The organism is Gilvimarinus gilvus, from assembly GCF_030518155.1.
Classification (GTDB): domain Bacteria; phylum Pseudomonadota; class Gammaproteobacteria; order Pseudomonadales; family Cellvibrionaceae; genus Gilvimarinus; species Gilvimarinus gilvus.
Genome location: NZ_JAULRU010000742.1, coordinates 1 through 13,723, shown reverse-complemented (window position 1 = coordinate 13,723; position 13,723 = coordinate 1). Strand labels below are relative to the sequence as shown.

The 13,723-nt window shown below is 52.1% G+C and carries 17 protein-coding genes; 14 read left to right on the top strand and 3 right to left on the bottom strand.

Annotated features, from left to right (window positions below; translation table 11 throughout):
* Positions 1–3 precede the first annotated feature (3 nt).
* The 12 genes from QWI17_RS19275 (at position 4) to QWI17_RS19220 (ending at position 11,885) form a co-directional block, all read left to right on the top strand.
* The gene (locus tag QWI17_RS19275) at positions 4–372 is read left to right on the top strand and encodes a DUF3487 family protein (protein ID WP_302724161.1); all 369 of its coding nucleotides are present in this window, start codon (positions 4–6) and stop codon (positions 370–372) included.
* Entirely contained in the window at positions 369–983 is a 615-nt protein-coding gene (locus tag QWI17_RS19270) for a DUF2895 family protein (RefSeq protein WP_302724160.1), read from the top strand. Before QWI17_RS19275 ends, QWI17_RS19270 begins: the two co-directional genes overlap by 4 nt.
* Entirely contained in the window at positions 980–1,765 is a 786-nt protein-coding gene (locus tag QWI17_RS19265; protein ID WP_302724159.1) for a TIGR03749 family integrating conjugative element protein, read from the top strand. The genes QWI17_RS19270 and QWI17_RS19265 overlap by 4 nt, the downstream gene beginning before the upstream one ends.
* Positions 1,755–3,167, top strand: coding sequence for a TIGR03752 family integrating conjugative element protein (locus tag QWI17_RS19260; protein ID WP_302724158.1), 1,413 nt, complete (start codon positions 1,755–1,757; stop codon positions 3,165–3,167). Before QWI17_RS19265 ends, QWI17_RS19260 begins: the two co-directional genes overlap by 11 nt.
* A gap of 7 nt (positions 3,168–3,174) precedes the next feature.
* Positions 3,175–3,549: a hypothetical protein gene (locus tag QWI17_RS19255; RefSeq protein ID WP_302724157.1), complete on the top strand. Its 375-nt coding sequence runs from the start codon at positions 3,175–3,177 to the stop codon at positions 3,547–3,549.
* Positions 3,546–6,371 (top strand): conjugative transfer ATPase, encoded by a 2,826-nt coding sequence (locus QWI17_RS19250; RefSeq protein ID WP_302724156.1) that lies wholly within the window; start codon positions 3,546–3,548, stop codon positions 6,369–6,371. The genes QWI17_RS19255 and QWI17_RS19250 overlap by 4 nt, the downstream gene beginning before the upstream one ends.
* Before the next feature lie 25 nt (positions 6,372–6,396).
* Entirely contained in the window at positions 6,397–6,594 is a 198-nt protein-coding gene (locus tag QWI17_RS19245) for a hypothetical protein (protein WP_302724155.1), read from the top strand.
* 11 nt (positions 6,595–6,605) lie between these two features.
* A complete protein-coding gene (locus QWI17_RS19240) occupies positions 6,606–6,986 on the top strand; it encodes a conjugal transfer nickase/helicase domain-containing protein (protein WP_302724154.1) in 381 nt (126 codons plus the stop codon).
* Entirely contained in the window at positions 6,977–7,402 is a 426-nt protein-coding gene (locus tag QWI17_RS19235) for a DUF1525 domain-containing protein (protein ID WP_302724153.1), read from the top strand. The genes QWI17_RS19240 and QWI17_RS19235 overlap by 10 nt, the downstream gene beginning before the upstream one ends.
* Positions 7,399–8,475, top strand: a complete 1,077-nt coding sequence (locus QWI17_RS19230; protein WP_302724152.1) for a TIGR03756 family integrating conjugative element protein — start codon at positions 7,399–7,401, stop codon at positions 8,473–8,475. Before QWI17_RS19235 ends, QWI17_RS19230 begins: the two co-directional genes overlap by 4 nt.
* 82 nt (positions 8,476–8,557) lie before the next feature.
* On the top strand, positions 8,558–9,910 hold the full coding sequence (locus tag QWI17_RS19225; protein ID WP_302724151.1) for an integrating conjugative element protein: 1,353 nt from the start codon (positions 8,558–8,560) through the stop codon (positions 9,908–9,910).
* 364 nt (positions 9,911–10,274) lie between these two features.
* The gene (locus QWI17_RS19220; RefSeq protein WP_302724150.1) at positions 10,275–11,885 is read left to right on the top strand and encodes a conjugal transfer protein TraG N-terminal domain-containing protein; all 1,611 of its coding nucleotides are present in this window, start codon (positions 10,275–10,277) and stop codon (positions 11,883–11,885) included.
* A gap of 14 nt (positions 11,886–11,899) precedes the next feature.
* Here QWI17_RS19220 and QWI17_RS19215 read toward each other — a convergent pair whose 3' ends face one another.
* The 3 genes from QWI17_RS19215 to QWI17_RS19205 form a co-directional block, all read right to left on the bottom strand.
* Complete coding sequence (locus QWI17_RS19215; RefSeq protein WP_302724149.1) at positions 11,900–12,157, bottom strand: hypothetical protein; 258 nt, start codon at positions 12,155–12,157, stop codon at positions 11,900–11,902.
* Between the two features lie 149 nt (positions 12,158–12,306).
* The gene (locus QWI17_RS19210; RefSeq protein WP_302724148.1) at positions 12,307–12,819 is read right to left on the bottom strand and encodes a GNAT family N-acetyltransferase; all 513 of its coding nucleotides are present in this window, start codon (positions 12,817–12,819) and stop codon (positions 12,307–12,309) included.
* Positions 12,820–13,089 (bottom strand): type II toxin-antitoxin system TacA family antitoxin, encoded by a 270-nt coding sequence (locus tag QWI17_RS19205; RefSeq protein ID WP_302724147.1) that lies wholly within the window; start codon positions 13,087–13,089, stop codon positions 12,820–12,822.
* Positions 13,090–13,171: 82 nt separating this feature from the next.
* On the opposite strand from QWI17_RS19205, the gene QWI17_RS19200 reads away from it, so the two are divergent.
* Positions 13,172–13,429, top strand: a complete 258-nt coding sequence (locus QWI17_RS19200) for a toprim domain-containing protein (protein ID WP_302724146.1) — start codon at positions 13,172–13,174, stop codon at positions 13,427–13,429.
* Positions 13,430–13,495: 66 nt separating this feature from the next.
* A partial coding sequence (locus QWI17_RS19195) for a transposase (protein ID WP_302723800.1) occupies positions 13,496–13,723 on the top strand: 228 nt, incomplete at its 3' end.

Below are 13,723 nucleotides of genomic sequence, written 5' to 3'. Positions count from 1 at the left end.
ACCGTGGAGCACTCAGAAATTCAGTTAGCTGATGATCTCACCGATGAACCCGTGGTGTTCATGGGCTGCACCGGTAGTGAGATTTCCGTAGTCGCTGTGGCCTGTGGCGCGGTTTCACTGCTCACGGCAGTGATCGTCTTTATCGTGCTTTTCGGTGTGTCATCCAGCTTAGCCATTCTTGCGGGAGCGGTGATTCTTATGGGAGGCACCATAGCGTTATCGGTTTTTGTGCTTCGTAAGTTAATGACCAATAAAGAAGAGCGTGGCGATAACTATTACAAAGAGGTCCTTCAGCTGATGCTCAGTGAGTGGGGTATTGGGGATCGAATATTCAACAAAACCGAAAGGTTTCAGCGGGGGCGAAGCTTATGAGCCGTATCAGAAACGCGCTGACCGCGCGTGAGCGACTAAATTGGTATCTGGCCATTGGGTTAGTGTTTCTCGGGCTGCTGTTAACGCACGCGCATTACCGTCTTGCCAATGTTCAGCAGGACTTTCGTATGCACGTTCCGCCAGACCTGTCAGAGGGCGCGGTGTTGCGCCCTAACATGCCCGAGCAAGCCAACGTTTACATGTACACCCTTTATATCTGGAAGCAGATTAACGAGTGGCTTGAGAGTGGCCTGGCCGACTACGACAGCAACGTCGATGAAATGAAATGTTACGTATCGGCCGACATGTACAAGTGGTTAAAAGACGATGTAAAAAAACGTCGCACCAATGGTGAGCTATCGCGCACTCGCAGTATTTCTCCTGCAACGTTTTATACCAAGGAACACGTTAAACCCTTGGGTAACGGCACCTGGTACGTCTGGCTGGATCTTGCCTTGGTCGAGCGTGTTGTCGGCGAGGAAGTGAAAAATGTCGTGATGCGTTATCCCTTGTACGCCTACCGCGACTCACGCTCGTGTAACGAGTTTGGCGTAGCAATAGGCGGGTTCTTCAACGACCCGGCGCGCATTGGTGTGGGAGGTGAGTTGTGAGCCGTATCTTGTTGACCTTCGCACTTCTGTGCTTGTCGGTGGTTACTTGGTCTGACACTCGCTTGGTGTATTCCGGTCAGCCGGTGACGATCACGCTCCCGGTTGGTGAAGAGATCCGTGTCGTATTTCCAGAGCCTGTGAGCATCGATATACCCTCTGACCTTCTCAAAAACCTGGAGGCGACTCAGGCCAATCCATCGGTTGCCTACTTTAAAGCGCTGGAGACAGCGACTCCTGGACGTCTGATTGTGCAGAGCGAGAATCAGGAGCGTGTGTATCTCATCGATATGGAAGCCGTAGAAGACGCGCCGACGGCAGACTACGTGATTGAGAATCCTTCCCTGGTGGCCAAGACCAAACAAACCGGCAGCGAGCCGGCCGCGCTGGACAATCCGTTTCAGATCGAGCTCACACGCTACGCAGCCCAATCTCTGTACGGTCCAGTGCGACTGGCACCTCAGAACCGTGCGATCGAACAGGTTCCGGTGCCTGCGCCGCAAGTGGCCGATCTTATCCGTAGCCGCAACGGCGAATCCTTTTACTATCGCCCGGTCGCTGCCTGGCGTGGATGGGGCCATTACCTGACCGCCGTGGAGGTGATTAATCGATCCCCGTTAAAGATTTCCCTGGATCCTCGCCTGGTGCGCGGCGACTTTGACTCCATCGCCTTCCAGCACACCTGGCTTGGCCCTAAGGGCACCTTGGAGGATCGCACCACGGTCTACCTGATCAGCGATAACCCGCTGCCTCAGGCAGTAGGAGGTCTGTCTTATGGCCAATAAAGTTCGCACCAACCGCATGCCCTGGATGATCGCGGCTATCCTGCTGGTGGTTGTTATCGTGGTCGCGATCAACACCCAAACAAGCTCTCCATCGGTGCCGGCGGGATCCAGGGCACCGGATGCGCCGGCGACGCCAACCATTACCGATACCGCCTCAGGCGATACGACCGAAGAGACGTTGCGTACAGTACAAGCCCAATACGGGGATCTTCGCCGAGAGCTTAAGCAGCGTGATGATCAAATTGCGACGCTCAAGAAGACGGTTACAGATATGTCTACGGATAAGGGTGAAGAGATCAATTCAGCCCTTGCCGATCAGTTGTCCCAGCTGGAGCAGAAGGTCAACAGCCTGAAAGTCGGCAACTTTTCCATGGACAACCAAGGTGCCGTGCTTAAGGACTTTGGGTTCAATACTCCAGGTTCCGCGAGTGGTTCTGAGGATCCGGTCGATTACAAGATCAATGGTGAAAGTTTTGCCTTCGGCAATACCTCGCATACTTACGAGCAAACCACCTCGGTAGAAGGTCGACCTTCCTACCGTCGCTTAAAACCGTTAAGCACGGGTTCCGAAGCCCCAAGGCCCTCGCAATCATTGTCCTCCACTGACAGTGACAGTTCACTTCCTCAGTTCAGTAATCCCATGAGCACCGGAGAGCCCGTGTACACGATTCCGGCCAGAGCGACCTTGTTTGACGCCACGTCCATGACCGCCCTGATCGGCCGTGTGCCCATCGGTGGGCAGGTCCAAGACCCGTTCCCGGTGAAGCTCATTGTGGGCTCGGACAATATGGCCGCAAACGGCCATAGGATCCCCGGCCTCGATGGTGTGATTTTCGATGGCGTTGCCCGCGGTGACTGGTCGCTGTCGTGTGTATCGGTCGAGCTGACCGGGGCCACTTATGTTTTTGACGACGGCACAATCAATCACATGCCGCCCGATAAGACGGTAAGCGCCGACGCTCTCGGCGCCAGCTTTGGTGAAGGCCAGAGCAGTAAGAACATCGGCTATATCTCCGACCGTCAGGGCGTACCCTGCATCGCCGGCAAGCGCATCACCGACGCTTATAAGCAGGCGTCCCTCATGACCATACTGGGCGCCGCCCAAGGCTACTCCAAGTATCGCGCTGACTCATTGCGCACCACCGGTGTGGATGGCGGCACCGTCATCTCCAGTGTCACCGGTGATCGCGGTGAATACGGCGAGTGGGGTTTGGCCGCATCCGGTCTGGATAAAACCATCGACATTTTTGAGGAGCGTTCTCAGGACACCTTTGACGCCATCTATGTAGCGCCTGGTCAAGAGGTGGCCATTCACGTTGCTCGCGATCTGCACATCAATCACAACAAAAACGCTCGGAGGGTGAGCTATGAATCCCTGGATTCTCCGAACAGCTTTAATTAGTGGGTTTATGGCTGTGCTGTCAGCCTGTTCGACCATCCCAGAACCGGAAGACGATGGGCTGGATATGCGCGAAGTCTATGACCAGAAGGTCGGTGGTGGCTCTGTTCAATCACTGTGGCGTGTCGTGGGTGGTCGCAATCTGGTAGAACCTGACCCGGACTACACCGCGTACACCCGTCAGGTGCAGAATGAAACTGACAACCTGTTTCCGGCACTTCCTAATCCGACGCTGTATCTGTACGTGCGTCCTCGCACTGTCGGGACTGACGGGCTGCCCGTGCCTGGCTATACCGTACCCTTCAAACTGTGGCCACGGGATATTTACGGTATGCCCGGAGAGGCACCCACTGCCAACCACAACCTTGGCGGAGGTGCCCAATGAGTGCCAGCGCCTACGATATCTTTAAGCAACTGTTCCTGGATGGCTCGCCGTTTGGTAAGAAAACGGCCACCGATGCCGACCTTGAGGGCGGCTACCGCGACAAAGCGAGTATTAGTGACTTATTGCCGTGGCTCGGTATTGTCGGTGATGACAATGCTGTGCTGCTGGAGGATGGTTACAGCGTTGCCGGTGTTATTGAGATTAAGCCGATCAGCACCGAAGCGCGCTCCATGGATTACATGATCTTCCAGCGCGATGCGATCCAGCGTGTCCTGACACAGAGCTTCCCCGGTACCGATCGCAGCCCTTGGATCTGCCAGGTGTTTGCGTTCCCGGATAAAGCGGAATTCAAACACTTGCCAGATCGGGTGCGCGACTACGCTCATAGTCGCCAGGCGAAACAAGTGGGTGACGTCCACCCCTATACCGATTGGTTCGTGGATAACGTCTTTCGGCCCCACGTTGAGGACATGAGAGCGCCTGAAGGCCTGTTCATTGATTCCTCAAGTGGCAATGAGCTGCCTTGGGGCGGGAACTATCGCCGGGTGTATATGGTGGTTTATCGGCGTTTAAGCCGCGGCATCAAATTGCGCCGCAATATGAATCCGCTCCAGGAGCTGAACACCACCCTCAAGAAATTATCGATGAACCTGCAGGTCGCCGGTATCAAATCGACTCGCCTCAAAGGGGAGACGATTCGGAACTGGCTCTTCCGTTGGTTCCGGCCGGCGCCTCAGCAAACCGGTGGTGATACTGAGGCATTATTGGAATCTAACCAGTATGTCTCATCGGATGATGTAAACGAGGATGAACTGGCCACACCGTTCGATTACTCGCTGGCCGATGATGTGGTATCGCCCGATGCCAGATCGGATAAGAAAACCGGTAATTGGTACTTCGACGGACTCCCACACACCGTCCTGCAAGTAGAGCGATTATCGCATCGTCCTGAAATTGGTGTGCTGAGCGCGGAGCGCCAAGTCAGTGACAGCACCATCTGTGTACTGGACCAACTTCCCAGCTCTTCCATCGTGATTATCACGTTCGTAATGCCAACACGCAGCGCGATCAAAAAGCATCTGGATATCATGGAAAAGCGCTCAAAGGCGCAAACCGAGGAAGCGGCCGCCGCAAGGCGTGCGATCGAGCACGGCCGCGAGCAGCTGCAGTCAGGCAATCTCATTCTCCCGGTGTCGATCGCCATTGCGCTACGCGCGGATGACGATATCGAACTGGAACATCAAATGGATGAAGTCACCAGCTGGTTGGGTAATAACAGTTTGGAGCTCATTGCCGGTGATGACGATGTCTACCGCTTGGATTCTTACCTGCGGTTCATACCGATGGGTTATGACCACCGCTTGGATCACATCAAGCGGCGCAACCGTTTTATGTATGCCCAGCACCTGGCAAACATCCTGCCGTTCTATGGCCGTGAAACAGGTACAGGTAATCCTTGCCTGCTGTTCTCAAACCGCGGTGGAGAACCCTTTATGGTGGATCCGCTTAACTTGAACGATCGTGCCCGAAACGCGCACTTGTTTTTGTATGGGCCCACCGGTGCAGGTAAGTCCGCCTCCCTAGTCTATCTGCAGATGATCATTATGGCCATCTACCGGCCACGGTTTGTGGTCATGGAAGCGGGTAATAGTTTTGGTCTACTCGCAGAGCTTTTTAAACAGCAAGGTTTAAGCACCGTCGACATCACACTTTCTCCGGGTGTTGCACCCTCGCTGGCGCCTTTCCAGGCCGCGCTGGAATTGGTGGATGCCAATGGCACCATCATCAAGGCCGAAGACGTGATAGCGGTAGACGCGGACTTGGAGGAAGACGCCGACGACATTGAAGAGGAGCCTGCCGAAAAAGTCGAGCGTGACCTTCTTGGTGAACTGCTCATCATCGCTCAGATCATGGTCACCGGCTGCATTGAATCCGAAGAGCGTAAGTTCAGCCGGCAAGATGGTGCCCTCCTGAAGGAGGCCATATTGGCTGCGGCCGTCGAGTGTCGGAAATCCGGCCGCGAGTATTTATTGACTGAGCACGTTATTCGGGCTTTGGATGCCACCAAAGAGAATCGTCAAGAAAAGCGCGGTCGCATCGAGGAGATGGTCGACTCCATGAAGCTTTTCACCGATGGGTTCGCGGGTGAGCTGTTTAACCGTAAAGGTGATGAGCTTCCTGACGCTGATTATATCCGTATTGATCTCGGCATCCTCGCTAGTGGCAATGACACTAAAGACAAGCTCTCCGTCGCTTACATCTCCATTATGAATCAAATCATCGCCAGGGCAAAACGCTCCAAAGACGACGGTCGCGACACCATCGCTCTGACCGATGAGGCCCATGTAATCACGACCGAACGCCTTCTGGCGAAGTACCTGGTAACCCTGGCAAAACTCTTGGGCCGGCGCGCCGGCGTTTGGCTGTGGATGGCCACTCAGAACATGGAGGATTTTCCCGACGAAGCGGAAAAAATTCTATCCATGTTTGAGTGGTGGTTAGTGCTCTTTGTAAATGCCAAAGAGCTCAAGGAAATCGAGAAATTCAAAACCTTCACATCCGATGAGCGCGACATGTTACTCAACACTAAAAAAGTGCAGAAAAAGTACACCGAAGGTGTCGTGCTTGGCGACACCATGAAAGGTCTATTTCGCAATGTGCCGCCCGCGCCGTGCCTGCTGCTCGCCGGCACTGAAAAAGAAGAGAAGCGCGAGCGCCGGCTTGTCATGGATGAGTTTGGCTGCACTGAGGTTGAGGCAGCGTTCAAGCTAGCTGACAAGCTTCGTGAAGCCAGAAGGCAATCCGTATTAGAACATCGATAAAGCTACGTATTTTTGGGGCAGATTAATGGCAATTACCGTTGCATTCAAAGAAACCGAACTTGGCATGCGTCCGTGTCATCCGAGCAATATTTGTCGAGGCGATATTTTTTATCTTGTCGAAGACGGCGTAAAGGGTCCGCTTCGAAAGGCGACAGGCAATGCCCATGAGGTGCCGGGCACTTATCGAGAAAAATGGAACATTCCGAGCGTAGAAGCAAGATAAGGAGGTTTGCTGTGGGGCAAACGATAGACGAAACATTCATCAGCTGGCTTCAAGGTGCGGTCGCCAACGACACCGTTGTGATCGGCGCACATGATAGCCCTGTTCATCTCGATAAGGGCGGATTATTTTTAGAGTCACCTGCCGTATTCAAGATGTATATGCCCAACCGTTGGCTCGATGCACAACACGAGTTTTTATCCTTAGGGTTACATGCTCGATGCCCGGTTGAAAAAGGGAATTTCCACGGTCGACATCTCAACGCCACTAAACATGGAACACTTTCTGTTCGTGTTCATAAAGTAGGTGTTGTTATCCCGTTCCACAACCTTGAAAAGGTCCTTCCCAATTTACCCGCACACCTGGTGCGTAATGAGGTGCCTCAATGGGCGTAACGATCAGCAGAGTCGCGATGATGGCTGTTCTTACTCTGACCAGCTGTAGTGCGATTGCGCAAAAAATTGTCTCTGTCGAAGTGTTCTACCGTAGCACTATGCACTCCGAACCTCAAAGCCGTGTACCAGGCGCCGACATTACGCTCTGGAACCTCGATAAGCCGAAGCTGATTAAGCGCCAGAAACCCTCCATCACTGGCACTGAACGTGAGGTGCGTGAAAAAGTCAGCGACTGGCTCGCCAGTACCGAGGGTAAAGCTCACCTGGTCGCCGCTCGTGAATCCTATCGAGGCTTTGGCCAAGCTATGCGATATCGAATTAAAAAGGTACCGGCGATTGTCCTGGACGGTAAGCAGGTCGTCTATGGCACGACAAACGTCCGTAAAGCGCTTCTGATCTACCGGGGGAAACAATGACCGAGACACGCTTAGAAGAGACTAATGTAAGGGTGCCGATCGTGCGTAAGTACCTGATTGCAACATTGATTCTGATGTCGGTGAGTGCATCTCGCGCTGACTCCATCGATACGAAAATGCTTTTACAAGCCTCATTGGATTGCATCGACTGTGTCGACTGGAAACCCGTTGGTGTCTGCGTCTGGATGACCTGCTACTTGTGGAACTGCGAATTCGACTACTCCATTCGATTTAAGAACTACGTTCCAGATTTTGTGGTGACCAGCTACAGCAACGAAGAAACGCCCTTCGAAGAAATGCAGGAGGTGGTTGATTCCTCCAATGAAATGTTTGGGTTTGCTGCGGGATTTGCCACAACGCCTGGCAAGCATGTCGATCACCTGCGATTCAAAAAAGCTGAGGTATGGGGCAACCCTGGTGTGGCCATCTATGAAGAGCTTCACGATTCTTCCGAGGAAATGATCTGCAAGTCAGGAATTACCACCTATAAGCCGTATTACATATGGACGGCCGATTACATCGGCTGGCACATGAACATCCCCGATATGTTCAATCCCAAGAGCTACACCGGTGCTCATGATATGGGTACCACCACAGTTAAATTTGGCAACGTCTACCCTCGATGCGGTTGGTCAATCCACCCGGAGGATCCCAAAGCGGCCGCGCTGTCGGCTCAGCGGGCGGGCTACATTGTCACCAACCCCGATGACAGCACGCGAGTGCGTCTGGATCCAGAGACCGACTGTGGCGATAAGTGCTGGCCAGCAGAAGAAATTGTAGAAAATGATATGTCCACTCATAAGTGGCAAATGCTGGTGCCCAAGTACCAGACCAAGGGTGAAATATTCGGAACCAAATCAGGTTGGTCAAACTTCAAATACGATACTGATGAGCAGTACGCTTGGCTGTTGTGGCGTCCGTACTCTTGCTGCTCACGTGAGGGTGCAGTTCTGATCTTCAGTATTGATCTCACCGAAGGTGAAGCCAGTTCATTTGACGATGAAGACTTTGACGATCTGATGGAAACCGATGGGGCCGATTTCGGTAATTCAGGTGGCGGGAGCATGATGTGATTATTTCTCTTGAGCTCGCAAAAGTTACCAAGTCCGAAACCAGAGCGCATAGTCAAATTGCAGTACGCTCCAGGAGTGCCAGATGAAAACCAATAATTTACTGTCCGCACTGATTCTCACGACGACAGGCGTTTACGCTCTACCTGGTGTAGCGGCGGATATCGATCTCGCCAATGTCGAGATTCGACCGATCGATAATTCTGCTCTGTACTACAACATTGGAGGTGGTGAGCCTTATCTGTTCGCTTACGACCAACGTTATCACCTGAGTCTCGGTGTCGGTTTTAGGTGGAGTACCGGCAATGTGTGCGCCGGCTTTGATCCAGAAGCGTCCATCAAAAACACTCTGCGAGATGCTGAACGCAGCTTGTATGGCTACGTGGATGATGTGATCTCCAGCATTCCGACTCTGGTGGCCAGCTGGGGGATATCCAAGCTTCAGGAAGCCAATCCAGGCATTTACGATCTAATCACGAAAGGCCTGGTCGACGCGAAGGAAGAATACAACCTGAGTGTTAAATCCTGTGAGGCGATGGTCAACGATGTCTCAAATGGCGAAAACCCGGTCGACGGCTGGGTCTCTATTGGTACTCGCGACAGCTGGAATGAGCAGTCGTCACAACCGGATGCCGGCGCCGCCGAAAAAGAAGTTGAGCGCACGGCCGGCAATGAAGGGATCCAAGGGCCAGACGGCATACAGCTCGGTGGACGCTGGCAAGAACCGATCCGTACCGTCGGTGATGTAGTCGGAGCGGGTTACAACCACTTAAACCCAGGCTCGACTGATCCACGAATCGAAAAGTTATGGTCCCACCGTGATGATGCGGTCGATTGGGTGACCAGTGTTGTGGGTGAGAAAGAAGTCAAAGTCTGCAAAAGCTGCTCTCCGAAGCTTAAAACGCAAATAGGCCAAGGACTCCGGACGAAGATCAAAGAGGAACGTGAAGAGATTGCTCCCGAGCTAGGCACACTGGTAGGCATGTCCAGCCAGCCCACCAAAGATGAGCTCGATGAGATCAGTGCACCTGGCATGGGCATTATGGTTACTGAGGATCTGATCCGGGCATTACGCGAAGAGGAAAATACAGCCGAGCGATCCATATTAGGGGCACGCCTGGCCACTGAATTAGCCCTAGCTAGAACAGTGGAAAAAGCACTGGTGGCTATGGATCTGATTAAAGCTGGCCGACAGGAGCCAAATGTCGCTGCCAATGCCGAATACCAGAAAGAAGCCGATAAGGTTCTCTCGCGTCTTCAGGCTGAAATCGACGGCATTCTTTATGAGAAAAATGTTAAGCAGCAGGTCTTTGCCAAAACAGCTCAGGTTCTTATGGAGCGACGTTCTATTCGCATGCAATCGGGCGATGCCGGCGCAGCTGTAGGCCTTCCCAACTCGCCTGACATTCAGCCGTTCAGTGGAGGGGTAAGAAATTAATGTCTTCATTCACTGGTCGCTGGAAAAAACGTCTGGCTTATTCGGCTTCTACTGTAGCCATCTTGGGGATACTCGTCGCTCTCAGTTTCTGGATGATCCAATCACCGGAGCGCGCTCAATCATTGGGCACCTTCGCTGAGGCATCTTTTTGGTGGCTTACAACCTCTCGGTGGTTTGCCTATTCCCTGCTGATTATTAGTTGGCCGAGAATATGCCGTTGGCTCGCAAAGTCATTTTCAGAAAGAGAAGATCATCACCAATTCGTTGACTATGCAATGCGGTGGCGATGGCCACTACTGCGTGTGCTCGTTGTCTATGAGCTGCTATTTCCGTTTAACATAATTGGTTCACTGGGGGACTTGACATGATCGTCAATGACGCTTTTGAGCTCTACACCACCGTCATGGGCTGGCATATCAATAATGGCTTGTTCACGTTAATGATGGGCACCGGGATCATCCTGATCCCATTCGCCTTTATCATCGGTGGCAATATCATTGATGTGAGAAACAACCGAGACAAAGACGATATCGGTGTATCGTTTTTCAATAAAACAGAGATGCAACTCTATGTGGCATTCTTTGTTTTATTACTTTGCGTCAACCCAATGATCAATCTTTCTGTCAGCAATGTGAGGGCCATGGACACCACCTGTTCACCCGGTGACGGAGGATCAACACCAGATGTGGAACAGAACGATTACGGTAACACTGGCACCACCTATGATCAGGTGCAAGAACTCGATTTAGGCGGCGATACGATCAAAATACCGGTACTGTGGTACGTATGGGATTATGTAGCATCATCGCTGTCATTGAGTGCGAAGTCCGCTCTTCCTTGCCAGACCGATATTCGAAGAATCTCTACGGCAGCAACCACATCCCGCATTGAAAATCCTGACCTTGTCGATGAGTTCGGCATGTTTATGCGAGATTGCTGGCGTCCCAGTTTCAATCGTTACCTACGAGAGAAACCAGGATTAGCAACCAATGGTATAAGTACGACAACGCCAGACGATGTGAAGTGGGCTGGCAGTCAGATTTTCCTTGCTGGTCAGCCGTACTATCGTCATTTTAGGGCGGAAGAAGGCTTATCCAGTTTTCCCTATGAAGCCTCAAGAGACGAAGCCAAAGCCACTAATGCAACCTTGTCTGACGGTAAGGGTTTCCCATTCTGTGATGAGTGGTGGGAAAGCCCCTATAACGGGCTTCGTGATCGTCTGGTGAGGCATTTCAAAGTCGAGCATTCAGATCTTGCCGAGTTCTGGCCTGAATACGTTCAGTCGCAGATTGACAATGGTGTAACCCCTCGACCTACCTATGACGACATGCTGCTTAAGACCATCCTTATGAGTGATCACGATACTGTGCGTATGCAGCAATCGAATCGCTACCCTCGCGATGAATCATGGGGCGATGTAGCCTCAGACGCTGCCCAGCGTGGCGTAGCCGTTGTTGCCGATGCATCCTCTCTCGGCGATCGCAGTAAAGCGCTTATGACTCAAACGGCCGCGCCGATGTTGCGAGCCATTTTACTAATGGTCATTACTTTCTTAATTCCAATTTTATTGATCGCAAGTGGTTACAGTGTCGGGGCTGTTGTGACACTGATGCTGATTAAATTTTCAGTGTATTTCTGGGCCTTCTTATTCGCAGTGGCTGCCTGGATTGATAACTACTTATTGTCTGCCTGGAGTGGCGTAGTCGGTGGTGATTTAAGTCGCTGGATTCTTGTTTCATCAAACGGTGGAAAAATGGATATGGCGGTATCAGCGCTTAATTTTATTACGCGATGGATCCACATCTTACTCCCAATAATATTTACATCGCTGATGGGAGCGGTGGGCGCTAAAGCTGGAGGGTTTGATGGAGCTCTGACTGGACCTGGAGCACGTGAAGCTGGAAATGCTGCTGAATCAGCCCCAAAGGATGCTAATAGAGTTGTTGGATCTGCTGGGAAGATTGGCGGTAAGTAGGTTGGATATGAAGTCTACTTACCGTTTTCTCTTTTCAAGGAACCATGATTCATATCAGTGGAGCCGTAAGGATCAAGCCCCAGGTAATCATCCGTAACATCTTGAGAACGTCGAACTTCGCCACCTGACATTGCTGAGGCTAGAGCTGAAAGGGTCATGATTGAAACGTAGAGGAGGCGGATGATGGAGCCAAATACAAACCACAACGCTTTACCCGCCCAGCGAGCAGCAGTCGCGGCTTTTCGTGCGAAATTTCGATCTGTGGCATGCATGGGTAAATCCTCCTGATTGCCTTAACAGTTTAGCCGGTGGTCAATCCGTGTTCAACCAGTGCTGTTTCAGCCTCAGTAAAATTGGCATGTTTAATTAAAGGCCGCAAGTAAAATCAATGAGTTACGTTATTTACCCTAAGTCGGCCTTTTTATATTTGCTCCAGTGTCTTCATAGGAACAAACAGTCGCATAGGATCGTCGGTAAATGACTCGAAGAGACCAAAGTGCTGATAGAAGCCTAAAGCGTCTTCGTCCAGGACATCCAAGATTAATCCGTACGCTGGCAACCCGGCTTTGCTCAGCGCCATGGCTTTGCGTAGCGCGTAAACAAGCGTTTTGCTGCCGAGTCCGCGCCCTTTATAGCGGCCATCAACAGCCAATCGAGCCATTAACACCACGGGGATCGGGTATTGCGGCAGACTCTGTTTAATCGGGATTTTCTCTCGAACAACACTGTTGGTAGCCAGGGTGAAATAGGCCGCTATGGGGGATTTTCCAGAAACGGCCACCTCAGGCAACACATAAGTGCGGCTCAATCCCAACTTGCTGTGCTTTTCAGAGAAGCGGGACAGGAAGGTGTTCATATCCGGTTTGCCGCAGTCGAACCCCTTGAGGTCGTGCAATGCCTTACTGGCCGGGACAAAATCCTTGGCAAGAGGCAATTAAAATCCCTCTCTGTCCAGCTTTTCAGCAGCTTCGATGATTTTATTGCTCGGCGCTTTAGCGTCTTCACATGCTTGAGCAAAACGATCAAACCGCTCGTTCGTCAGCTGGATTTCACTTTGGGACTTCAGGCGTTCAATAGCGTCGTTGCGGACCAAGTTAGCAAGGTAGTCCGTCAGGCTATAGCCGCTGGCCAATGCGGCTCGCTCCGCCAAAATCTTAAGTTCGGCGGGGAAGCGGGCCTCTATTCGTTCTGTCTTTGTTGCCATAAGAAACCTCCACGATTTGCCATACTATACCATACGGCAGATTGCCGTACAAAAATCAATTTGCCTCTGCGAGGAAACACCAATGAATCTCGTTATCGTCGAGTCACCCGGTAAAGTCAAAAAGATCAGTCAGATTCTTGGTTCCGGCTGGGAAGTCCAGGCCAGTGTTGGTCATGTTCGGGACCTGCCCGAGAAGGAAATGGGCGTAGAAGCCCCAGAATACCGGCCACAGTACGTGCCCACGACGAGAGGTAAGGATGTCCTAGCTAAACTCAGAAAGGCCGTACAGCGCGCCGATGAGGTCTATTTGGCAACGGATATGGATAGGGAAGGGGGGTAATCCCCCCGGAAATTAGCAGGGGCCAAAAGTAGAATTTTCTCGTATCATTTGCGCAGGAGATTCTGCATGAAAAAATCGAAGTATTCAGATAGCCAGATCATGGCCATCCTTAAACAAGCCGAGGCCGGAACCCCGGTTCCAGAGCTGTGTCGTGAGCACGGCATGAGCTCTGCCACCTTCTACAAGTGGCGTAGCAAGTACGGTGGAATGGACGCTTCCATGATGGCCAGGCTCAAGGAGCTGGAGGAGGAGAACCGGCGTTTAAAGAAGATGTACGCCGAAGAGCGCCTGAAG

Bases quoted from the DNA above. Each gene is read 5' to 3' on its own strand.
- QWI17_RS19270 (WP_302724160.1), top strand. From the start codon at position 369: ATGAGCCGTATCAGAAACGCGCTGACCGCGCGTGAGCGACTAAATTGG.
- QWI17_RS19260 (WP_302724158.1), top strand. From the start codon at position 1,755: ATGGCCAATAAAGTTCGCACCAACCGCATGCCCTGGATGATCGCGGCT.
- QWI17_RS19255 (WP_302724157.1), top strand. From the start codon at position 3,175: ATGGCTGTGCTGTCAGCCTGTTCGACCATCCCAGAACCGGAAGACGAT.
- QWI17_RS19250 (WP_302724156.1), top strand. From the start codon at position 3,546: ATGAGTGCCAGCGCCTACGATATCTTTAAGCAACTGTTCCTGGATGGC.
- QWI17_RS19245 (WP_302724155.1), top strand. From the start codon at position 6,397: ATGGCAATTACCGTTGCATTCAAAGAAACCGAACTTGGCATGCGTCCG.
- QWI17_RS19235 (WP_302724153.1), top strand. From the start codon at position 6,977: ATGGGCGTAACGATCAGCAGAGTCGCGATGATGGCTGTTCTTACTCTG.
- QWI17_RS19230 (WP_302724152.1), top strand. From the start codon at position 7,399: ATGACCGAGACACGCTTAGAAGAGACTAATGTAAGGGTGCCGATCGTG.
- QWI17_RS19225 (WP_302724151.1), top strand. From the start codon at position 8,558: ATGAAAACCAATAATTTACTGTCCGCACTGATTCTCACGACGACAGGC.
- QWI17_RS19220 (WP_302724150.1), top strand. From the start codon at position 10,275: ATGATCGTCAATGACGCTTTTGAGCTCTACACCACCGTCATGGGCTGG.
- QWI17_RS19215 (WP_302724149.1), bottom strand. From the start codon at position 12,157: ATGCATGCCACAGATCGAAATTTCGCACGAAAAGCCGCGACTGCTGCT.
- QWI17_RS19205 (WP_302724147.1), bottom strand. From the start codon at position 13,089: ATGGCAACAAAGACAGAACGAATAGAGGCCCGCTTCCCCGCCGAACTT.
- QWI17_RS19200 (WP_302724146.1), top strand. From the start codon at position 13,172: ATGAATCTCGTTATCGTCGAGTCACCCGGTAAAGTCAAAAAGATCAGT.